The 20,843-nt window shown below is 69.0% G+C and carries 18 protein-coding genes, 2 tRNA genes and 1 pseudogene; 9 read left to right on the top strand and 12 right to left on the bottom strand.

What is annotated here, in order from left to right; genetic code table 11:
- The first annotated feature begins 25 nt into the window (after nucleotides 1-25).
- Nucleotides 26-631, top strand: a complete 606-nt coding sequence (locus HMPREF0321_RS12025) for a hypothetical protein (protein ID WP_143181301.1) — start codon at nucleotides 26-28, stop codon at nucleotides 629-631.
- A gap of 83 nt (nucleotides 632-714) precedes the next feature.
- Here HMPREF0321_RS12025 and HMPREF0321_RS12020 read toward each other — a convergent pair.
- Nucleotides 715-793, bottom strand: a tRNA-Gln gene (locus tag HMPREF0321_RS12020).
- Nucleotides 794-961: 168 nt separating this feature from the next.
- Here HMPREF0321_RS12020 and HMPREF0321_RS12015 point away from each other — a divergent pair.
- Both HMPREF0321_RS12015 and HMPREF0321_RS12010 read left to right on the top strand, forming a co-directional pair.
- The gene (locus tag HMPREF0321_RS12015; RefSeq protein WP_006946809.1) at nucleotides 962-1,681 is read left to right on the top strand and encodes a TetR/AcrR family transcriptional regulator; all 720 of its coding nucleotides are present in this window, start codon (nucleotides 962-964) and stop codon (nucleotides 1,679-1,681) included.
- A gap of 72 nt (nucleotides 1,682-1,753) precedes the next feature.
- Nucleotides 1,754-2,350, top strand: coding sequence for a MarR family winged helix-turn-helix transcriptional regulator (locus tag HMPREF0321_RS12010; RefSeq protein ID WP_006946807.1), 597 nt, complete (start codon nucleotides 1,754-1,756; stop codon nucleotides 2,348-2,350).
- A 12-nt stretch (nucleotides 2,351-2,362) separates the two neighbouring features.
- Here the strand turns inward: HMPREF0321_RS12010 and HMPREF0321_RS12005 are convergent, their stop codons facing one another.
- The 8 genes from HMPREF0321_RS12005 to HMPREF0321_RS11970 all read right to left on the bottom strand — a co-directional run bounded on the left by HMPREF0321_RS12005 (nucleotide 2,363) and on the right by HMPREF0321_RS11970 (nucleotide 12,545).
- The gene (locus tag HMPREF0321_RS12005) at nucleotides 2,363-3,091 is read right to left on the bottom strand and encodes a TetR/AcrR family transcriptional regulator (RefSeq protein ID WP_006946800.1); all 729 of its coding nucleotides are present in this window, start codon (nucleotides 3,089-3,091) and stop codon (nucleotides 2,363-2,365) included.
- 142 nt (nucleotides 3,092-3,233) lie between these two features.
- On the bottom strand, nucleotides 3,234-5,069 hold the full coding sequence (locus tag HMPREF0321_RS12000) for an ABC-F family ATP-binding cassette domain-containing protein (protein ID WP_006946765.1): 1,836 nt from the start codon (nucleotides 5,067-5,069) through the stop codon (nucleotides 3,234-3,236).
- 221 nt (nucleotides 5,070-5,290) lie between these two features.
- Complete coding sequence (locus HMPREF0321_RS11995) at nucleotides 5,291-6,217, bottom strand: 4-(cytidine 5'-diphospho)-2-C-methyl-D-erythritol kinase (protein ID WP_006946766.1); 927 nt, start codon at nucleotides 6,215-6,217, stop codon at nucleotides 5,291-5,293.
- 98 nt (nucleotides 6,218-6,315) lie between these two features.
- Entirely contained in the window at nucleotides 6,316-7,209 is an 894-nt protein-coding gene (gene rsmA, locus HMPREF0321_RS11990) for a 16S rRNA (adenine(1518)-N(6)/adenine(1519)-N(6))-dimethyltransferase RsmA (RefSeq protein ID WP_006946797.1), read from the bottom strand.
- Nucleotides 7,210-7,307: 98 nt separating this feature from the next.
- Nucleotides 7,308-8,378 carry a resuscitation-promoting factor gene (locus HMPREF0321_RS17295; protein ID WP_006946808.1) on the bottom strand — a complete coding sequence of 357 codons (1,071 nt, stop codon included), beginning with the start codon at nucleotides 8,376-8,378 and terminating at the stop codon, nucleotides 7,308-7,310.
- 324 nt (nucleotides 8,379-8,702) lie between these two features.
- Nucleotides 8,703-9,554 (bottom strand): TatD family hydrolase, encoded by an 852-nt coding sequence (locus HMPREF0321_RS11980; protein WP_006946782.1) that lies wholly within the window; start codon nucleotides 9,552-9,554, stop codon nucleotides 8,703-8,705.
- Complete coding sequence (metG, locus tag HMPREF0321_RS11975) at nucleotides 9,551-11,458, bottom strand: methionine--tRNA ligase (protein WP_006946793.1); 1,908 nt, start codon at nucleotides 11,456-11,458, stop codon at nucleotides 9,551-9,553. The genes HMPREF0321_RS11980 and metG overlap by 4 nt, the downstream gene beginning before the upstream one ends.
- Nucleotides 11,459-11,561: 103 nt before the next feature.
- On the bottom strand, nucleotides 11,562-12,545 hold the full coding sequence (locus HMPREF0321_RS11970; RefSeq protein WP_006946805.1) for a cation diffusion facilitator family transporter: 984 nt from the start codon (nucleotides 12,543-12,545) through the stop codon (nucleotides 11,562-11,564).
- A 212-nt stretch (nucleotides 12,546-12,757) separates the two neighbouring features.
- On the opposite strand from HMPREF0321_RS11970, the gene HMPREF0321_RS11965 reads away from it, so the two are divergent.
- Both HMPREF0321_RS11965 and HMPREF0321_RS11960 read left to right on the top strand, forming a co-directional pair.
- Nucleotides 12,758-13,354 carry a DUF4126 domain-containing protein gene (locus tag HMPREF0321_RS11965; protein ID WP_006946758.1) on the top strand — a complete coding sequence of 199 codons (597 nt, stop codon included), beginning with the start codon at nucleotides 12,758-12,760 and terminating at the stop codon, nucleotides 13,352-13,354.
- 13 nt (nucleotides 13,355-13,367) lie between these two features.
- Nucleotides 13,368-13,772, top strand: a complete 405-nt coding sequence (locus tag HMPREF0321_RS11960; protein ID WP_006946813.1) for a hypothetical protein — start codon at nucleotides 13,368-13,370, stop codon at nucleotides 13,770-13,772.
- Between the two features lie 35 nt (nucleotides 13,773-13,807).
- Here HMPREF0321_RS11960 and rsmI read toward each other — a convergent pair whose 3' ends face one another.
- Nucleotides 13,808-14,650, bottom strand: a complete 843-nt coding sequence (rsmI, locus tag HMPREF0321_RS11955; protein ID WP_006946759.1) for a 16S rRNA (cytidine(1402)-2'-O)-methyltransferase — start codon at nucleotides 14,648-14,650, stop codon at nucleotides 13,808-13,810.
- Nucleotides 14,651-14,819: 169 nt separating this feature from the next.
- Here rsmI and HMPREF0321_RS11950 point away from each other — a divergent pair, with 169 nt between their 5' ends.
- The 4 genes from HMPREF0321_RS11950 (at nucleotide 14,820) to HMPREF0321_RS11935 (ending at nucleotide 19,997) form a co-directional block, all read left to right on the top strand.
- Nucleotides 14,820-16,496, top strand: coding sequence for a dolichyl-phosphate-mannose--protein mannosyltransferase (locus HMPREF0321_RS11950; RefSeq protein ID WP_006946803.1), 1,677 nt, complete (start codon nucleotides 14,820-14,822; stop codon nucleotides 16,494-16,496).
- Between the two features lie 195 nt (nucleotides 16,497-16,691).
- Nucleotides 16,692-18,146, top strand: coding sequence for an amino acid permease (locus HMPREF0321_RS11945; RefSeq protein ID WP_040014996.1), 1,455 nt, complete (start codon nucleotides 16,692-16,694; stop codon nucleotides 18,144-18,146).
- Between the two features lie 95 nt (nucleotides 18,147-18,241).
- A complete protein-coding gene (locus HMPREF0321_RS11940; RefSeq protein ID WP_006946774.1) occupies nucleotides 18,242-19,336 on the top strand; it encodes an SPFH domain-containing protein in 1,095 nt (364 codons plus the stop codon).
- A gap of 289 nt (nucleotides 19,337-19,625) precedes the next feature.
- Complete coding sequence (locus tag HMPREF0321_RS11935) at nucleotides 19,626-19,997, top strand: hypothetical protein (protein WP_006946795.1); 372 nt, start codon at nucleotides 19,626-19,628, stop codon at nucleotides 19,995-19,997.
- A 208-nt stretch (nucleotides 19,998-20,205) separates the two neighbouring features.
- Here the strand turns inward: HMPREF0321_RS11935 and HMPREF0321_RS11930 are convergent.
- Together HMPREF0321_RS11930 and HMPREF0321_RS11925 are read right to left on the bottom strand one after the other, a co-directional pair.
- Nucleotides 20,206-20,278: transfer RNA gene (locus HMPREF0321_RS11930), tRNA-Ala, on the bottom strand.
- Between the two features lie 262 nt (nucleotides 20,279-20,540).
- Nucleotides 20,541-20,843 (bottom strand): annotated as a pseudogene (locus HMPREF0321_RS11925) (hypothetical protein); the annotation flags it as partial.

Below are 20,843 nucleotides of genomic sequence, written 5' to 3'. Positions count from 1 at the left end.
GTTCCCTGCTCTCGCCGCTGCCGGCGTGGGTGCCCTGACCCTGGCCGCGGCCGCGCCGTCAATGGCGGCCGACTCGCCTGCGACGCCCAGCACGACCGGGGACCACGCCAAGTCGACGATCGTCGGCAGCCTTCAGCACACGCCGATCGAGTTCTGGTGCTCGAAGGGGATGCCGAACCACGTCATCGCAGTGGGCACGGTGAAGACGCCGGAGGCGACGGTGACGGTGAGCGAGCCGCAGCTGCACGAGACGCACACGATGGGCCCGGTGACGCACGACAAGCCGCTCGTCATCTTCTCGAAGATCAACCAGGCCGGGAAGACGGTGACGATCACCGTCAAGGGCAACACGAGCGGGTCGGCGTTCAGCGTCACCGGCACGATTCCGGCGACGTGCAAGGGTCTGCCGACGGTTCAGCCGAACGGCACCGTCATTCCCCCTGCCCAGCCGACGAAGCCGATGCCGGGCACGCCCACTCCGACGAAGCCCGCCCCGAAGCCGATCGACCCGAAGGTGCAGACGGACCTCGTCGCGTCGCGGAGCTCCCCGACGTCCGGTGAGCTAGGCCTCGCCGGACTCGCGTTCGCGGCCATCGCCGCCGGGGGTGCCGCGACGTCTCGTCATCGCTGATCGGCGTCACGTCCCGCGTGATCTTCGCCCGGAAACGCGTCGACGATGACGCGCTTTCGGGCGATGATGGTCGGGCTTTCAGGCTCCCCGGGTTGGAATCGAACCAACGTCGCTAGTCCTGATTCAAAGTCAGGCGGCCCCTGCCAGCAGAGCAACCGGGGAACGTCCGCGAAGCGCGGACCGCACAAGAGTAGTTCACGCCGGGCCGCGCTGCACTCCGTCGACGCACCGACGCGTCCCCGCGATCTACGGCGCGGACCCCGCCTCGGACCGCGTCAGCCCGCCCGGGCGCCCCAGGTCTCGGCTGCGACCTCCCGCCCACCCGGCACAATGGTGGGCATGACGACTCCTCGCCGCACGCGCATGTCGGGCACCCAGCGTCGCGAACAGCTCATCGACGTGGGGCGCCGCACGTTCGCGGAACGAGGCGTCGCGGCGGCGACCGTCGAGGAGATCGCGGCGGCGGCGGGCGTGACGAAACCCGTCGTCTACGAGCACTTCGGCGGCAAGGAAGGCTTGTACGCCGTCATCGTCGACCGCGAGACGCGCAGCTTCCTCGACCACATCGCGAGCGCCCTGACCGACGACGGCACACCCCGCGAACTCTTCGAACGCGCCGTGACCGCCCAACTCAGCTACATCAGCGCCAACCCCGACGGTTTCCGTGTGCTCATCCGTGACGCCCCGTCCTGGCACTCGACGGGCTCCCTCGCGAGCCTCATGTCGGACATCGCCACAAAGATCGAGAACGAACTCTCCCGCGTCATGTCGCGCCGCGAGATCGACCCCCGTTTCGCGCCGATCTACGCGCAGATGCTCATCGGCATGGCCGCCCTCACCGGCGACTGGTGGATCGAGCACGGCCAGGAATTCGACGCCACCGAGATGGCCGCCCACATGGTCAACCTCGGCTGGAACGGACTCACCGGCCTCGACGCCACGCCCACGCTCGTCGCGGCCGCGCCGGTGGCCAGCGGCGAGCCTGACGTCGACAACATGGTGGCACCGATGGGCCTGGGCGACGACGAGACGGACGACGACATCGCGTGACGAGGGCTGACGCCGTCTGCCGAGGGCAAGTCTCTCGACATCAAGTTTCTTGACGAGCGATAGAATGACCGCATGTCACTCACCGGCTCGCCGCGCCCTGCCGACTCGAACCGTGCCTTCGGCCCAAAGGGCGCCGACGACATCGCGTCTACGGCGTCGACCGCTCCCGGCGGCAAGCCGCACCATGACGAGGTCGACGTCATCGTCGATGCCTGGGCCAGCGTCCGCCCGGGGCTCGACACGACGCCGCTCGAAGTGCTCTCGCGCATCAGCCGTATCGCGCGGCGCCTCGACCAGGCGCGCAACGCCGTCTTCACCGAGCATGAACTCGACGGCTGGGAGTTCGACGTGATGTCCGCCCTGCGCCGCGCAGGCGAACCGTTCGAGCTCTCCCCCGGCGCCCTCGTGCAGAAGACACTCGTCACCTCCGGCACGATGACGAATCGCGTCGACGGACTCGAACGACGCGGCTTCGTCTCCCGTCAACCATCGCCGAGCGACCGCCGCGGCGTCCTCGTCCGGCTGACCCCCGCGGGGCTGCGGGCCGTCGACGCCGCGTTCGACGCGCTGCTGCATCACGAGCGCCGCCTGCTCGCCGGCATGGACGACGACGCTCGCGCTCACCTCGCCGCGTCGCTGCGGACGCTGCTCACGGCCGTCGAGAGCTGACCGCGAGGCACCTCAGTCGTCTTCGGTGCGGACGGTGCTCGACGTCCTGGATGCAGGCTCCGACAGCGCCGTCGGAAGAGATCCGGTCGGCGCCAGCTTCTCGACGAGGGCGGTGATGTCCGCGACGAGCCCGCGTCCCACCGGTAGCCGTGCGAGCATCAGCATGCGCGCGAGGATGGGGGCGACGCCGTCGATGAGCGTCATCGTGCGCGCCCGCTGCTCGCTGTCATCGCACACCCAGTGCAGCGTGATGCCGAGATAGACGAGCCACAGCAACATCGGCAACTGGCGTCGCAGTGCGCCACCCGGCACGCCCTTCGAGCGTTCGAGCACGTCGGTGACGAGGCCGATCGCATCGTCGCGCGCCTGCGCCGACGCTCCCGACAGCGGGCTCGTGCCCGACGACGCCTGCAGCGCCGTCGTCAGCAGCGTCGAACCGAAGCCGTGGTACGGCTCCATGACGTCGATGCCCGCCCGCCACAGCGCGCATAGGTTGTCGGCAAGCGGCGCTCCGTCGCGGATGGCGGCCAGCGCAACGTCGCGATGCTCGGCCTGGAGGCGCAGGTACAACTGCTGGACGAGCGCGTCCTTGCCGTCGAAGTAGTAGTACGCATTTCCTTGCGAGACGCCGGCTTCCGCGGCGATCGCGCGCATCGTCGTCTTCTCGTATCCGTGCTCGCGGAACATCGCCAACGCCGTCTCGACGAGGGCTTCACGCGTCTGCTCCGACTTCGTCGTCATGCGCTCAGTCAACCACGCTGTTGAACACGTTCAATCGGCGCTCGCGGGGACGTCGAGCCCTCGTAGACAGTCGTTCACGGCGCCTGGTGGCAAACGGCGCAGCGCCGCCAGGCGCCGCGCGCGACCGGAACACGCGCTCAGTTCAGGCGAGCACCTCGGCGGCCTCGAGCCATTCCATCTCGAGTTCGTCCTTCTCGGCGAGCACGGCACGCAGCTTGACGTCGATCTCCGCGGCCTTGCCGTAATCGCTTGCGGCAGCGGCGAGCTCGTCGTGCAGCTTGGTCTCGCGCTCGGCCAGCTTCGCGAGCTGACGTTCGATGCGCGCCACCGTCTTGCGCGCCTCGCGCTCCTCGGCGGCGCTCACCACGCGTCCGCCGGCGCCAGCGCCTGCTGCGTCGTCAGCCGCGAGCGAGGTCGCATCGACCCCCTTCGCCGCCGCGCCCTGACGCTCGAACGCCGCCTGCGCCTGCAGGTGGTGCGCACGCAGCTCGAGGTACTGCTCGACCCCGCCGATGAGGTCGAGGATCTTGCCGTCTCCGAGCAAGGCGACCTGGCGATCGCACATGCGCTCGAGCAGGTACCGGTCGTGGCTGACGACGACGAGTGTGCCCGCCCAGCCGTCGAGGACGTCCTCCATCGACTGCAGCGTCTCGATGTCGAGGTCATTGGTCGGCTCGTCGAGCAGCAGCACGTTCGGTTCGCTCATGAGCAGGCGGAGGAACTGCAGTCGCCGACGTTCGCCACCCGACAGCTCCGACACCCGCGCCTGCTGACGTCCCCCGGAGAAGCCGAGCCGCTTCGCGAGCTGCGAGGCGGACGTCTCCTTGCCGTCGAGCATGATGTAGCTCGCCACGTCCTCGATCGCCTCGATGACGCGCCAGCCCTCGACGTCGTCGAGCTCGCGCACCTCCTGCGTCAGGTACGCGATCTTGACGGTCTTGCCCTGCTTGCGCTTGCCCGCCGACAGCTCCTGGGTTCCCGCGATGGCGCGCAGCAGCGTCGACTTGCCCGCGCCGTTGACGCCGACGATGCCGGTGCGCTCGCCCGGCGCGAGCCGCCACGTCTGCTTCGTCAGCAGTTCGCGCCCGCCGAGCGTGACGGACGCGTCGACGAGGTCGATGACATCCTTGCCGAGCCGCGTCGTCGCGAACCGGACGAGTTCGACGTCATTGCGCGGATCCGGTTCGTTCGCGATGAGCGCGTTGGCCGCGTCGATGCGGAACTTCGGCTTGCTCGTGCGGGCCGGGGCACCGCGCTGCAGCCACGCGAGCTCCTTGCGCAGCAGGTTCTGGCGACGCTCCTCCGTCGCGGCCGCGATGCGTGCACGTTCGGCCTTCGCGAGCACGAACGCGGCGTAACCGCCTTCGTACTGCTCGACGCGTCCGTCGATGACCTCCCACGTGTTGGTGCTCGTCGCGTCGAGGAACCACCGGTCGTGGGTGATCGTGACGAGCGCCGAGTCGCTGCGTGTGCGGCGTGCGTTGAGGAAGTCGGCGAGCCATTGCACGCCCTCGACATCGAGATGGTTGGTGGGCTCGTCGAGCAGCAGCAGATCAGGGTCGTCGACGAGCAGCTTCGCGAGCGCGATGCGACGGCGCTCGCCACCGGACTTGGGGCCGACGACGTCGTGCAGATCCATGCCCGGCAACAACCCGTTGATGACCTCGCGGATGCGGGCCTCCCCCGCCCACTCGTGCTCGGCGCGATCACCGACGACGGCCTGCAGCACCGTCCACTCCGCAGGAATCGTGTCCGCCTGCGTCAGCATGCCGACGGTGACGCCGTTCGCCATCGTCAGACGCCCCGAATCGACCTCGTGCACACCCGCGAGCACCTTGAGCAGCGTCGACTTGCCTCCACCGTTGCGGCCGACGATGCCGATGCGCTCACCGCCGCCGATGCCGAGCGACACCGAATCGAGCAACTGCTGGGTGCCGAGGGCGAGCGAGATCTTCTCAGCGGACAGGAGGTTGGCCATGCCCGCGATTGTCTCACCGCCGTGTCACGTCGCCCAAAGCTGATGATGCGGCGCCCGTCAGAGCAGGTGCCGGACCGAGACGAGCGCTCGCCACGCCGTCCGTCAGATGTGGACGTAGTTCGCAGATGGGGACGTAGATCGCCGATGTGGATGGCAATCGCGAGGGTGGACGAAAATCGCAGGGTGGCAAGGCGGGGCGGGTCGGGGGTTCGGTCGGGGCGTCAGGAGGCGGAGGTGATCTGGGCGCCGTGGGGAGTGGAGGCGGCGAGGACGTAGTCGTCCGCGAGGTCACCGGCAGCGAGCACGTTGCGCAGCGCGACGGCGTCCTTGCGGCTCGCCATGAGGAACGCCACCGTCGGGCCCGAACCCGAGACCATCGCGTTGAGGGCACCCACCTCCAGGCCGAACTCCATCAGGGCGCGCAGCCTCGGCATGAGCGACAGCGCCGCAGGCTCCAGGTCGTTGTGCATGGCGACGGCGACGCCGTGGACGTCACCGGAGCGGACGCTCGCGAGCAGGCCGTCCGACGGAGAGGGCTCAGGCACGCGGTGGCCCTCCCGCAGCCGGTCGCACTCGGCGTAGACGGCGGGCGTGGACAGCCCCTCGTGCGTCAGCGCGAACAACCAGTGGTAGGTGCCCGTCGCGAGCACCGGCACGATCTTCTCCCCGCGCCCGGTGCCGAGCGCCGTGCCTCCGGTGAGGGCGAACGGGACGTCTGAGCCGAGCTGCGCGGCGAGCTCCTCGAGCGTCGCGCGCGACAGGCCGAGCCCCCAGAGCGCGTCGCAGGCGACGAGCGTCGCGGCGGCGTCTGCCGATCCGCCCGCCATGCCACCAGCCACCGGGATGGCCTTGCGAATCGCGATGGCGCAGCGGCCGTCGACGCCGTACGAGGTGGCCATGAGCTGCGCCGCTCGCCAGGCCAGGTTCGACTCGTCGCACGGCACGACGTCCGCGCCGAGCCCCGTCACCGTGAGCGAGAACTCGTCGGCCGACGTGACATCAACCTCGTCGAACAGGTCGACGGCATGGAACGTCGTCGCGAGGTCGTGAAACCCGTCGGCTCGGCGTGGCCCCACGCACAGCTCGAGGTTGACCTTCGCAGGCACCCTCACGCTGACGCGGGTGATCTGTGCGCTCGAAGCCGTCATGCCCCCACCCTATGCATGGACCGCCCTCCGGGCAGCCACCCGAGCCAACAGGCGCCGTCCGCCACAGTGTTGGGTGGGCATTGCGGCCGGAGGACGACTCAGTCCTGCGTCGCCGCCGCGTGGGCGGAGGCGATGGCGGCGAACTCGTCGATACCGAGGCGCTCGCCTCGCGTCCGCGGGTCGATGCCCGCCGCCACGAGTGCCGCCTCGGCCCGGTCGGCGCCGCCCGCCCAGCCGGCGAGGGCAGCCCGCAGCGTCTTGCGGCGCTGTGCGAACGCGGCGTCGATGCACGCGAAGACCTGTGCGCGCGTCGCCTCCGTCGTCGGTGGGTCACGACGCACGAGCGAGACGAGACCCGAATCGACGTTCGGGGCCGGCCAGAAGACGTTGCGTCCGACGCGGTCGGCGAGACGCACGTCGGCGTACCAGGCGGCCTTGACGCTCGGCACGCCGTAGACCTTGCTGCCCGGCTCAGCTGCGAGGCGCTGCGCGACCTCGAGCTGCACCATGACGAGCACGCGCTGCAGCGACGGGAAATGCTCGAGGAAGTTGAGGACCACGGGCACCGACACGTTGTACGGCAGGTTCGCGACGAGCGCGGTCGGTGCCGGCTCGAGCGAGTCGACCGTCATCGCATCCGCTTGGACGACGTTCAGCTTCGATGCGTGCTGCGGCGCGAACCGCTCCACCGTCGCGGGAAGCTGCGCCGCCAGGTTCGGGTCGACCTCGACGACGCTGAGATGCGCGACGGCCGGCAGCAGCGCGAGCGTCAACGACCCGAGCCCCGGGCCCACCTCGACGACGGTGTCGTCGGCCCCGACCCCTGCCAGGCGGACGATCTTGCGCACCGTGTTCGGGTCGATGACGAAGTTCTGCCCCCACGTCTTCGTCGGACGCACCCCGTGACGCTCGGCGAGCTCGCGGATGTCGGCGGCACTCAACAGGCCCGTCGTGTCGTCACGGCCTGCGGGCGTCGCGTCGTCGTCATGCATGACGCCAACCCTATCGGCACATGCGAAGACCCGGCCCGCCCCACGAGGGGACGAGCCGGGTCTTCATGACCGGGCGCGCGGTGCGCGTCAGGTGTCGATCAGGCTGCGTGGCCGCAGGCCCACGGCTGCAGGCCGCGCTGGGCGTAGACCTTGTTCGCGATGGCGATCTGCTGCTCACGGGTCGCGAGGTCGGCGCGCGGGGCGTAGGCGCCGCCGCCGGAGCCGAGCCACGTCTGGTTGTCGAACTGCAGGCCGCCGTAGTAGCCGTTGCCCGTGTTGATGTGCCAGTTGTTCGTCGACTCGCAACGAGCGATGCGGTCCCACATGCCCGAGTTGGCGGCGGCCGGAGCGGCAGCGCTCTTCTGCGTGCGCTGGGCCGACGAGGCGTAGGTGCGCTGCTTCGGCGCGCTCTGCTGCGTCACGGCCTTGCGGGCGGTCGAACGCGACACCTGGGTCTGCTGCGACTGCTGCGGCGCCTGCTGAACGGCCTGCTTCGTACCGATCGTGACGACGCGGCGCACGGCGTTGCGCGTGACGGTCGTGTCGATCACCTTGGAGGAGACGACCTTCTCGCCCTTCTTGGCGCTGCGGTACGTCACCGTCTCGGCGCCCGAACGGCCTTCCTGCGTCACCTTGGACGTGCCCTTGGGCATGTCGGCGCTGTAGACGTACTTCGTCTTCGCCGGGATCGTCTGGACCTGGCTCCAGTTGACGTACGTGACGGCGGGAGCAGCGGCCTTGGCGGGCGTGGCGGGCTTGGCCGGCAGAGCCTGACGGGCCTGCGAACGCGAGGCGCGCTCGGCCTGCGTCTGCTTCGGCGCAGCCTTCGTCGTGGACGGCTTCGGCGCAGCCTTCGTCGTGGACGGCTTCGGCGCAGCCTTCGTCGTGGACGGCTTCGGCGCAGCCTTCGTCGTGGACGGCTTCGGCGCAGCCTTCGTCGTGGACGGCTTCGGCGCAGCCTTCGTCGTGGACGGCTTCGGCGCAGCCTTCGTCGTGGACGGCGTCGAGGTCGCGGACTTCGTCGGCGTCGAGCTCGAGGAGATCGAGGGAACGTCGGACGCGGTCTTCGAGTCGCTCGAACCGCAAGCGGCCAGCGTCGAAGCGGCTGCCACGGCAGCGGCCGCGGCGATCGTACGAGAAGTGGTGCGGGTGGTCGAGAACGTCATCATGCTCCGATGTCGAAGGTCCCTCACTGGCGGCGCGCAGAGCACCGAAGGCTCGGTGCGAAGCGCTCGGCTCAGGCCTGCGCTCCAGCCCGTCGACCATGAGGTCGAGGGCACGTCCGTGTGATCCAGACTCGGGTTAACCCGGACAACACTGCCGAGGCAACCCGCGAGGGTCAAATTCAGATAACGGAACCGTAACGGATACTGCGACGCGATGGGGCGTCAGGTGCGGCATCCCGGGAAATCTTCCGCTGCAGTGGGATTCGTCACACGCGGTGCCAGCCCCCTTGCGTCGATCGCTGCGCTATGGAATCACGCGCGTGACGCTCACCACGGCCCGTAGACGCGCTCGGACGTCTCCGACAACGCCGCACACAGCGCCGGGACGTCGACGTTCTTGACCTCGGCGAGCGCTCGCACCGTCAGCGGCACGAGGTACGGCGCATTGGTCGCCCCGCGGTGCGGCGACGGCGTCAGGTACGGCGCATCCGTCTCGACGAGGAGCTGCTCGAGCGGCACCTGTGCGAGTGCCGCCCTCAGTTCGCGGGCGTTCTTGAACGTCACGACGCCGGCGACGCTGACGTAATAGCCGCGCTCGACGCACTCGCGCGCCATCGCGACATCACCGCTGAAGCAGTGCAGGACGGTCTTCTCAGGCGCGCCCTGCTCGGCGAGGATGCGCATGACGTCCTCGTGCGCCTCACGGTCGTGGATCTGCAGCGCCTTGCCGAAGCGCTTGGCGAGCTCGATGTGCCACCGGAAACTCTCCTGCTGCACCGCGACGCCGTCGGGGCCGGTGCGGAAGTAGTCGAGCCCGCTCTCACCGACGACACGCACCCGCGGGTGGGCCGCGATGCGCTCGATTTCGGCGTATGCGGCGTCGAGCTCGCCCGCGGCGTACAGCTTGGGCGCCTCGTTGGGGTGCAGCGCGACGCCGCCGAGCAATTCGGGGTGGGCGTCGATGACGCGCTCGGTGAAGCGCGCGCCCGCAAGATCACACCCCACCTGCACCATCCGATCGACGCCGACCGCGACGGCCTCGTCGATGACGGCGCGCACGTCGGGTGGCGCGCCGCCGTCACGGGAGATGTCGAGGTGAGTGTGATTGTCGACGACCGGTGACGGCAGCGGCTGCGGCGGCGTCGGCTTGTCGCTGCGGCGCAGGTTTGGGTCGCTCACGCCGAGATGTTCATTCGCTCGAGTTCCTCCTCGACCACCGCCGGGTCGAACTTCTTGAACGCCGGCTTCGGCTTCGCGATCGGCGTGCCCGGCGCGGCGTCACGCGGCTGCCAGCGCGGCGTGGCCGAGTACTCGCCCGTGATGATGCGGTACGGACGTCCGTCGTCGAGGTCGGTGACCTCCTTCGCGACCGGCATCGGCATGAACTCCCCCTCACCGCCCATGACCTCGTGCACGAGATTCGCGGAGAACGGCACGAACGGCGCCATCATCGTGTTGAGGTCGACGACGCACTGCGCGAGCGTGTGCAGCACCGTCGCGAGACGCTCCCGCTCGTCCTCACCCTTGAGCTTGAACGGCTCCGTCACCGCGACGTACCGGTTGACCTCGCCGACGAGACGCATCGTCTCCGTGAGGGCCGCCTTGAGACGGTTGCGCTCGATGAGCGCACCCACCGTCGCGAACCCGCCGCGCACCGCGTCGAGCACCTCGCGGTCGACATCGGCCAACTCGGACGGCGCCGGGATCTCACCGAAGTTCTTGTGGATCATGCTCGCCGCACGATTGACGAGATTGCCCCAGCCCGCGACGAGTTCCGAGTTGTTGCGCTGCACGAACTCGGCCCACGTGAAGTCCGCGTCCTGACTCTCGGGGCCGGCCGCGACGATGAAGTACCGCAACGGATCGGGACCGTAGCGCTCCAGCACGTCCTTGACGTAGATGACATGCCCCCGACTCGTCGAGAACTGCTTGCCCTCCATCGTCATGAACTCGGACGAGACGACCTCCGACGGCAGGTTGAGATGCCCGAAAGGACTCTCCACCCCGCCCTTCGCGCCCTCGCCATTCGCAGCAAGAAGCTCAGCGGGCCAGATCTGCGAATGAAAGACGATGTTGTCCTTCCCCATGAAGTACTTGGAAACCGCGACTCCGTCGCTGTTTCCAAGTACTTCCGATGCCTTCTGGGCTCCGACGCTGCCCTCGTCGGACGTCGCACGCTCCGCCCGAGCGAGCTCCGCATCTCCGCCCGTGCTCGCAGGCGCGTTCCACCACTCGCGCCACTTGTCGGGCTCGCCGAGGCGACGTGCCCACTCGATCGAGGCCGACAAGTAGCCGACGACGGCGTCGAACCACACGTACAGACGCTTCGTCGGCTGCTCGCGCCATCCGTCGAGCGGCACGGGAATGCCCCAGTCGATGTCGCGCGTCATCGCGCGCGGACGGATCTCCTCGAGGATGTTCTGGCTGAACTTGATGACGTTCGGGCGCCACGTGCCCGTCGCCTCACGCCCGTCGAGCCACGACGACAACGCGTCCGCGAGCGCCGGCAGGTCGAGGAAGAAGTGCTGCGTCTCGATGAACTCCGGCGTCTCACCGTTGATCTTGGAACGCGGATCGATGAGATCCGTCGGGTCGAGCTGGTTGCCGCAGTTGTCGCACTGATCGCCGCGCGCCTCCGCGTACTTGCAGATCGGGCACGTGCCCTCGATGTACCGATCCGGCAGGGTTCGCCCCGTCGACGGGCTGATGGCGCCCGACGTCGTCTGCTCGACCATGTACCCGTTCTCGTGCAGCGCGAGGAACAGCTTCTGCACCACCTCGTAGTGGTTCGCCGTCGTCGTGCGCGTGAACAGGTCGTAGCTGAGGCCGAGGCCGACGAGGTCGTCGACGATGATGCTCGCGTTCTCGTCCGCGAACTCCTGCGGCGTCTTGCCCGCCTTCTCCGCCATGATGACGATCGGCGTGCCGTGCTCGTCGGTGCCCGAGACCATGAGCACGTCATGACCCGCCATGCGCATGTACCGGCTGTAGACGTCGGAGGGCACACCGAAACCGGCGACGTGCCCGATGTGGCGGGGGCCGTTGGCGTACGGCCAGGCAACAGCGGAGAGAACCTTGGTCATGGGCCCATCCTAGGAGCCGCCGCCGACAACCGCTCTCTCGTGTCACCTCCCCTGCCGCGCCCCGAGGTGGCCCCGGCGAGGAGCGCACGCCGACGAGGTCGACTCAGTGCAGTCCGCTCTCGTGCGCCGCGTGGCTCGCGGGCTCGAACTGCAGCGTCGAGTGGTCGACGTCGAAGTGGCCGACCAGGCACTCGAGCACCTCGTCGAGCAGCCGCGGGGCGTGCCCGTCGTGGAAGCACTCGTCGTCGATGACGAGGTGCGCCGACAATGCCGGCAGGTCGCTCGTCACGCTCCACACGTGCAGGTCGTGCACGTCGCGTACGTGATCGACCTCGAGCATGTGCGCGCGGATCGCCTCGACGTCCGTGCCGTCCGGCGCGCCCTCGAGCAGCACGCGCCCGGCCTGCGCGACGAGCCCTGCCCCCGCGTGGAACATGAGAGCGACGACGATGAGCGTCGCGACGGCGTCGGCGCGCATCCACCCCGTCGCCCAGATGACGGCGGCGGCCACGGCCGTACCGATGAACCCGTACAAGTCGGTGATGATGTGACGGTACGCGCCCTCGACGTTGAGCGACGTCCGGTTCGCGCGGGCGAGCAGCATGCCCGCGGCGACGTTGACGACGACGCCCGCCAGGGCGACCGCGAGGACGGGTTTCGGCTCGACCTGCGGCGGGTCGACGAGGCGCCGCACCGCCTCGACGAGCAGCACCGCACCGAGCAGCAACAACGTGATGCCGTTGCCGAGGCCGGAGAGGATCTCGGCGCGCTTGAACCCGAACGTCAACCGCGCGTTGGCGGGCTTCGCAGCGAGGTGGATCGCCCACAGCGCCAACGCGATGGCGGCGGCATCCGTCAGCATGTGCGCCGCGTCCGACAGCAGCGCGAGCGAACCCGTCGCGAAGGCCACGACGACCTCGGCGAGCATGTAGAGCACGAGCAGCGCGAGGGCTGCGCTCAGGTAGCGCCGGTCGGCGTCAGCACTCGGAGCATGGCTGTGGGCGTGGCCGCCATGTCCGTGGCCGTCATGCGCAGCCTGCTGCTCATGGGCCTCGCGCCCGTCATGCGATTCGTGTCGTGTGCCCACGCGCCACCTCCTCGGTCGGCACGATGCTAACGGCCCTCATCGACGGCTGAGTCACGTGATGCGCGCTGCGTCAGTCCTGACTGACTCGACGCGCATCATGTGACTCAGCTGCACCGGCGTCGTTCGGGGGAATGCCCGCGGCTGTGCCAGAGTTGACGCAGTGTTTCGCCGGGGCCGGAGGCGCCGGCGGTCGTTGACCCGAAGGACGTGCCATGTTCGCAGCGCTCACCGGGGCGGGCCTGTCCGCCGCCGCCGGTCTCAACGCCTACATCCCGTATCTCGTCGTCGCTCTGCTCGCGCGCTTCACCGACGTGATCACGCTGCCCTCCGGGTTCTCGTGGGTCGAGAGCACGCCGTCGATCGTCATCGCGTCGATCCTTCTCGTGGGCGAGATCATCGTCGACAAGATCCCGGCCCTCGACAGCGTCAACGATGCGCTCGGCACGATCGTGCGCCCCGCCTCGGGCGCCGTCGTCTTCGCGGGGACGGCGGCCGCCGCGAACCTCGACAACTCGCCGTGGATGACGCAGCATCCGTGGGTCGGCCTCATCGGCGGCGCCATCGTCGCGGGCATCTTTCACACGGGAAAGGCCGCCGCGCGCCCCGTCGCGAACGTCGGGACGGGTGGGTTCGCCGCGCCCGTCCTGTCGACGGCGGAGGACGCGACGTCGATCCTGCTCAGCCTCGCGGCCGTCTTCGCGCCGATCCTCGCGCTCGTGCTGCTCGCCGTCGTCGCGTGGGTGATGTGGCGGCTGTGGCGCCGGGTCGTCGCAATGCGTGAGCGCCGCGCCGCGCGCGCCGCGGTCTGAGAGCGCCCGGCCCATGTCGTTTCCCGCCCTCGCCGCCGACTCCGCGCTCGAACACCGCCTTCGGCGCCGTCGTCTCGTGCGCAACATCGTCGCGGCGCTCGTCATCGCGCTCGTCGTGTTCGGGGTGATGCGGACGTGGCACGCCGTCACCGCCTCGGGTCAGAACCCGCACGTCGCGACGAAGACGGTGACGCTCATCGCCGCCGAACCGCGAGACGACGGCGTCCACGTGCGGGCGCGACTCGACGCGCCGTCGGTCGATGCGACCTCACACGAACTCGAAGCCGTCATCCCGACCGCGACGTGGAACCTCACCCATGCGCTGTGGGCCTGCTACCCCCCGAACGACCCGGCCCGCGGCAGCCTGCGCACGCCCCTCGACCCCGGTTGCGTGTACTTCGTCGACGCCCAGGACTGACGACCGGGCCTGCGGTTGCTCGGGGGCGCTAACCGTCAGCGCGCCGCGAGAGCAGCGTCGTACAGGGTCTTCTTGGACAGGCCGCTCGCCTGGGCGACCTGGCCGCACGCGTCCTTGAGCCGCACTCCCCCGGCGACGAGATCGAGCACCGTCGCGACCGCATCCTCGAGCGACGCCTCGCGAGGTTCGGCACCCTCGACGACGACGGTGATCTCGCCGCGTGCCCCGTCGAGGGCCCACGCCGCGAGTTCGCGCAGACCACCGCGGCGGACCTCCTCGTACGTCTTCGTCAGTTCACGACAGACCGCGCCGCGCCGCTCGTCGCCGAACGCGTCGGCCATCGCCTCGAGCGTCACCGCCAAACGGTGCGGCGCCTCGAAGAACACCATCGTGCGTGCCTCGTCGGCGAGCGCCGCGAGCATGCGGGCGCGTTCGCCGGCCTTGCGCGGCAGGAACCCCTCGAAGCAGAACCGGTCGACGGGCAGCCCTGACACCGCGAGCGCCATGAGTACGGCCGACGGGCCGGGCACGCACGTCACCGTCAGGTCGCGTTCGACACACGCGGCGACGAGGCGGTACCCCGGGTCGCTGACGCTCGGCATCCCGGCGTCGGTGACGAGCAGGACGCGTTCGCCTGCGGCGATGCGCTCGACGATCTCGCCCGTGCGCTGGGCCTCGTTGTGCTCGTGGTAGCTCATCATCGACCCGCTCGGGGTGACGCCCAGCGCGTCGCAGAGCCGCTTCGTCCGCCGCGTGTCCTCCGCGAGGATCAGCGGCGCGCTCGCGAGTTCGTGCGTGAGACGCGGTGCCGCGTCCGCCGGGTCGCCGATCGGCGTCGCGGCGAGAACGAGGGCGGGGACGGGTGCTTCGGTACTCACGCGGCCATGGTGTCACGCTGGCGCAGGCGCGCCTCGTGCCCGCCGCGGGTCGACCTGGGTCACGGGGCGTGACGTCGGAGCGGGCCCCTCCTGTCAGTGCCACCGACTACGCTGGCCAACCGGGGCAGACCGTCCCACCGCCAGCCCGCGAGGATCGAGGACGCCACCGGTGAACGCCACCCTGACTGACGCCCCGTCGTCCGCCACCCGCGTCGACACCGACGGCCATCCCGACCGTGACGAGTTGATGCTGCGCGAGCGCCTGCTCGGCGCCCCGGCGAGTGCGCAGCAGAAGTTGTGGAGCTGGTTCGGCCCCCTGACGGTCATGCTGATCGGCGGTTTGCTGCGGCTGTGGGATCTGGGGCGCCCGCACCAGCTGATCTTCGACGAGACGTATTACGTCAAGCAGGGCTGGTCGATGATCCTGTACGGCCACGAACGCAAGACGCCCGCGAACATGCCGGAGCCGGACGCGTTCTTCACGCACGGCCAGGTGCCGACCGTATACGGCACCGAACCCGACTTCATCGTCCATCCGCCGTTCGGCAAATGGATGATCGGCGCAGGCGAGCACCTGTTCGGCATCACCTCCTCGTTCGGCTGGCGCATCGCAGTGGCACTCACCGGCACGCTCGCGATCCTGCTCGTCGGGCGCGCGGCCTGGCACCTGTTCCGCTCGGCGACGCTCGCGACGATCGCGGCGCTGCTGACCGCGTTCGAGGGCATGGAATTCGTCATGTCGCGCACGTCGATCCTCGACGGGCTCGTCAGCTTCTGGGCTCTCGCCGGGTTCGTCGCGATCCTCGCCGACCGCGACCGCAGCCGTCGGATCCTCGCGCGCAAGGTCGCGCAGCTGCGTCGTGACGGCGACTGGTCGTCCGATGCGAAGCAGCGCCTCGCCGGCCCGTCACTCGGCCTGCGCCCGTGGCGCTGGGTCGCCGCCGTGTGCCTCGGCCTCGGCATGGCAACGAAGTGGTCCGACGGGTTCTATCTCGCCGCGATCGGTCTGCTCACCGTGTTCTGGGATCTCGGAGCGCGCCGCGCCGTCGGCGTCCGCCGCTGGCTCTCGGCGACCGTCGTCAAGGACGCCGTCACCGGGGCGCTCATCATCGTCCCCACGGCATGCCTGACATATCTGCTCACCTGGGCCGGATGGTTCCACTCGAACGACGCCTGGGGACGCAACTGGGCTGCGAGCAACCCGGCGACCAAGAACACCGGGTTCGCACCCGATTCGAGCCTGTTCTCGTGGCTGCCCGACAGCCTGCGCAGTCTGTGGCAGTACCACATCCAGATGTACGACTCGGCGGAGAGCATCACGTCGCCACACACGTATCAGTCGAACCCGTGGTCGTGGATGGCGCAGACACGCCCCACCTCGTTCTTCTACGAGGCGCCTGCGAAGGGCGATCAGGGGTGCTCGGTCACGGAATGCTCTAAGGCGATCACCTCGCTCGGCAACGTCAGCATCTGGTGGTTCGGCATCGCCGCCCTGCTCGTGTGCGTCTTCATGTGGGCGCTGCGCCGCGACTGGCGTGCCGGGACGCTCATCGCACTCGTGCTCGCCGGATGGCTGCCCTGGTTCAGCTATCAGGAGCGCACCGTCTTCACGTTCTACGCGGTCGTGTTCGCGCCCTACGTCATCCTCGCCGTCACGTACTGCCTGGGCTTGATCCTCGGACCCGCCACCGCGAGCCTGCGACGGCGACGCATCGGCGCCGGCGTCGTCGGTGCGTACGTCGTGCTCGCCGTCGCGACGTTCGTCTTCTTCTGGCCGATCTACACCGCGCAGGTCATCCCCCACGACCACTGGAGCTGGCGGATGTGGCTGCCGTCCTGGATCTGACGGGGGCTTCCGGCGCGGGTCGCGTACCGACCGGCGGTCGAGGCTCGTGATGCCGGCGGCGGAGCCCGCGGCTTCGCCGATCACCAATGCGCGACCTCTCATCATGCTATGACTCAGGTCACGATCTGGGTACGAATCGGGTGACGCGCGGCGGGGCGTTTGTCGGATGAGATACGAGCCGTCACAGTGCTCCACATGAACGCACCCCATCCGCCCGCTGACGGCGAAGCTCTCAGCAGTGGTCTCAAGCCGCGCCACGTCACGATGATCTCGATCGCCGGCGTCATCGGCGCCGGCCTCTTCGTCGGCTCGGCCTCGGCGATCAAGCTCGCCGGCCCGTCGGTCCTCATCGCCTACGCGCTGGCCGGGACGCTCGTCGTCCTCGTCATGCGCATGCTCGGCGAGATGGCGACGGCCAACCCCGACTCCGGCTCGTTCTCCGTCTATGCCGACCGCGCGCTCGGCAAGTGGGCGGGCTTCTCCATCGGGTGGTTGTACTGGTGGTTCTGGGTGCTCGTCATCCCCGTGGAGGCGACGGCCGGCGCGAAGATCCTCTCGGGCTGGATCGACTGGCCCCAATGGGTGTTCGCTCTCATCATCACCGCGTTGCTGACGGTGACGAACCTGTTCTCCGTCGCCAACTACGGCGAGTTCGAGTTCTGGTTCGCGCTCATCAAGGTCATCGCCATCGTCGGGTTCATCGTCCTCGGTGTGCTCGCGATCCTCGGCATCCTTCCCGGCTCGCACGCCTCGGGGCTGCACGGATTCACCGACCACGGCTTCTTCGCCGACGGCTGGAGCGGCGTCCTCGCCGCCATGCTGACGACGATGTTCACGTTCATGGGCACCGAGATCGTGACGATCGCCGCGGCCGAGTCGAAGAACCCGGTCGAGGGCATCCGCAAGGCCGTCAACAGCGTCATCTGGCGCATCTCGCTGTTCTACCTTGGCTCGATCTTCGTGGTCATCGCATTGACGACGTGGAACTCCCCCTCGTTGCAGGAGAACGGCTCCTACCAGGAGGCGCTCAACAACATGGGCCTGAAGAACCTGTCGAGCGTGCTCGACTTCGTCATCCTGACCGCCGTCGCGAGCTGCCTCAACTCCGCGCTCTACACCGCGAGTCGCATGGCCTTCAGCCTCGGCCAGCGCGGCGACGCACCCAAGGCGTTCGCGCGCATCAACCGACGCGGCGTGCCGCAGGTCGCGATCCTCGTCTCCGTCGTCGTCGGCTTCGTCGCCGTGTTCGGCAACTACCTGCTGCCGGAGAAGATCTTCACGTACCTGCTGTCGACGTCGGGCGCCATCGCGCTCATCGTCTACCTCGTCATCGCCGCGACGCAGCTGCGCTCGCGCGCCGCGATGAACCGCGTCGGCGCACGCCCGGCCGTACGCATGTGGGCCTTCCCCGTCCTGACCTACGTGACGATGGCGTTCATCGTCTTCACGATCGTCGCGATGGCGCTGCGCGCCGACCAGCGCCTCAACCTGTGGCTGACGCTCGGCCTCACCGCAGTCGTCGTCGGCATCGGCATCGCTCGCTACGGCGCGAAGGGCGGCAGCGAGGAAGCGATCCTCGAAGCGGTCGAAGCATCGCCGCACGTCGACACCGAGACCAGCGACCTCGCACGTCACGAACGTCACCCGTGACGCGCGCCTGACCCGAAGCTCGCGCGACGCGCCGCCCACGACAATGTGGGCGGCGCGTCGGCATTCGGGCGTCATCGCGGCTCTACACTCACGCCATGGCCTCGACGATCTTCAGCGTGATCCTGCTTCTGCTCGCCCTCGTGGCCTTCCTCTACGGGCGCCACCTGCGCCGCGCGGGGCGGGAGCACGCCGTCTCGCACTCGCGGGGCGGGGCGGCCACGACCGGTCGTGCCCGCGCGGGTGATCTCGACGCATCGGATGACGGTGTAGCAGATGCCGACACCGACAACAGCGATGATCTCGACACCGGCGCCTCCCCCGCCCGCGTGTTCCTGCACGCCGCGCGTCCCGAGGCGCCGAGCACGCGGGCTCGCGCGCGTCTGGCCTACCTCGTCTCTGCGGCCTGCGCGACGCTCGCCGTCATCGTCCTCGCCGTCGCGAGTTCCGTCGTCGTGCCGACGAAGGAGATCGGTGTCGTGACGACGTTCGGCAAGCCGACGGGCAGCCTCAGCAATGGCTTCCACCTCAAGGCGCCGTGGCAGAAGGTGACGTACATGGACGCCGCGATCCAGACCGACAGCCACACCGCCGACGACAAGAGCTGCATCAACGTGCGCATCGCCCACCAGGCGACGGCGTGCGTCGACGCGTCCATCCGCTGGCGTATCCGCCCCGACGCCTCCGACGCGCTGTTCCAGAATTACCGCGAGTTCTCCAGCATCCGCTCGAGCCTCGTCGACCGGCAGCTCTCCTCGAGCCTCAACAAGGAGTTCGCGTCCTACGACGCCCTCGCCGTCGACGAGAAGGGCAACCCGACGACCCCGACGCTCGCGAAGCTCTCAGACGACGCGACGAAGGACATGCGCGACCAGATCGGCGACCAGATCGAGGTGCTGTCGGTGATCATCCCGGTCATCAAGCTCGACGACAACACGCAGTCGAAGGCCAACGCGCTGCTCGCCCAGGTCGCGCAGACGCGCATCGCCGAGCAGGGCGTCAAGACGGCCGAACAGCAGGCGAAGGCCAACGAAGCGCTCGCGAAGTCGGTGAGCAAGGACCCGAACGTCCTCGTCTCCAAGTGCCTCGACATGGTCGAGGGCGGCAAGGTGACGCTGCCCGCCGGCTTCTCGTGCTGGCCGTCCTCGGGCTCCGCCGTCGTCGTCCCCTCCACCGGCTCCTCGTCGAAGTAACCCCCGCCCCCCTGCGATTCTCGTCCCCCTTCGCGAATCTCGTCCACATCGGCGAACGGCGTCCCCCTTCGCGGATCTCGTCCACATCGGCGATTTTCGGCCGCATTCAACGGACGTTGTGGCGTTGCGGTCGGTGAGCGGCGTTTCAACGCGTCGGGCGGACTCGTTGTTACAGCGCGAAGCGTCACCCCTGACCGCGGACTCGCGCCGCACTGCACCGACCCACGCTTTCACCGATGAGGACGGGGGAAGCACGCAGCGCGCCGGGGCGGGCGAGTAGCCTGACACCATGCGTACCTGGGCCATCGCCACCGTCACACCCCTGCTCGTCCTGACCGCGTGCTCCGCCCAGACCCACCGCTTCGACACCGCGACGGAACTGCGCAGCGCAGCCGTCAACGCAGGCCTGCACTGCACCGGGTACAACCCGACGACGCCGCCAGCGGGCGCCTCCAGCTCAGGCGAATGCGTCGGCGGCACCCACGCCATCTTCGTCGTCTACGACGGCGAGAACGCAGCCAAGAAAGCCATCACCGACGCGACCGGCAAACTGACGGGCGACGACGCCATCCTCGCCGGCCCCAACTGGTACGTCATGAGCAGCACCTCAGCCCTCGACGGCATCAAGGACTCCATCGGAGGAGACATCAAGAGCAAGTAGGCGGCGGCTGAACCCGGACTTGAGACGCGCTTTGCGCGTCGGCGCCACAGGCGGGGCTCGGCACGCGCTTCGCGCGTCGGAGCCATGGGGACTTCGCCATCCTCGCTCCGCTGCGGCGGCTCCTCGAATCACAGTGTTCGACAGATGTGAATACAGACAGCCACCCGGACGGCAATCATGTCCGGGTGGCTGTCTGTATTCATCTCGGTGGAGCTATGGGGATTCGAACCCCAGACCTTCTCATTGCGAACGAGACGCGCTACCAACTGCGCCATAGCCCCGTGAAGCGAGAGATACGTTACCACCAAGCGGCGCACAGACCAACACGAGGCGCCCCAATCGGCCGTCACCCACCCTGCTCGCCGGGCCCGGCGACCCACGCACGGCTCCCTGCTCCTCCACTACCCCACCAGCAGAACGCTCCTTCGTGCCACCGAAAGCACACGTGCAACCCGTCACACCGGAAACGCACCCTCATACACACGAAGACGGCGGGCGCCCCGTGGGCACCCGCCGTCCGTCGTCAAAGCCTCGCGTGCGGCCTCAGCCGGCGCGGTAGACCTGCGGAAGCTCTTCGTAGTCCTCGTCGAGCGCCATGCCGTCGAACGGCAGATCCTCGACGGGCGTGTTCTCGTACCGCGCGGCGAGCGGGCGCGTATCAACCTCATCGACGGTCGCCGCCGGCTCGACAGGTTCGCGCTCGGCCTTCGCCTTCATCGTGTACGTCGGGCGCGGCACCTCGACGGGCGCCCATGCCGCAGCGTCGAACACCTCGGCCTGCGCACGCGCCACGGCGTCCACGTCAGGCTCGACGTCGACGGCCGGCTCGGCGTCGACGTAGCGCTC

Origin of the sequence: Dermacoccus sp. Ellin185 (genome assembly GCF_000152185.1) — a bacterium.
In the GTDB taxonomy this organism is placed as follows: Bacteria; Actinomycetota; Actinomycetes; order Actinomycetales; family Dermatophilaceae; genus Dermacoccus; species Dermacoccus nishinomiyaensis.
This window is presented reverse-complemented; position numbering and strand designations above follow the sequence as displayed.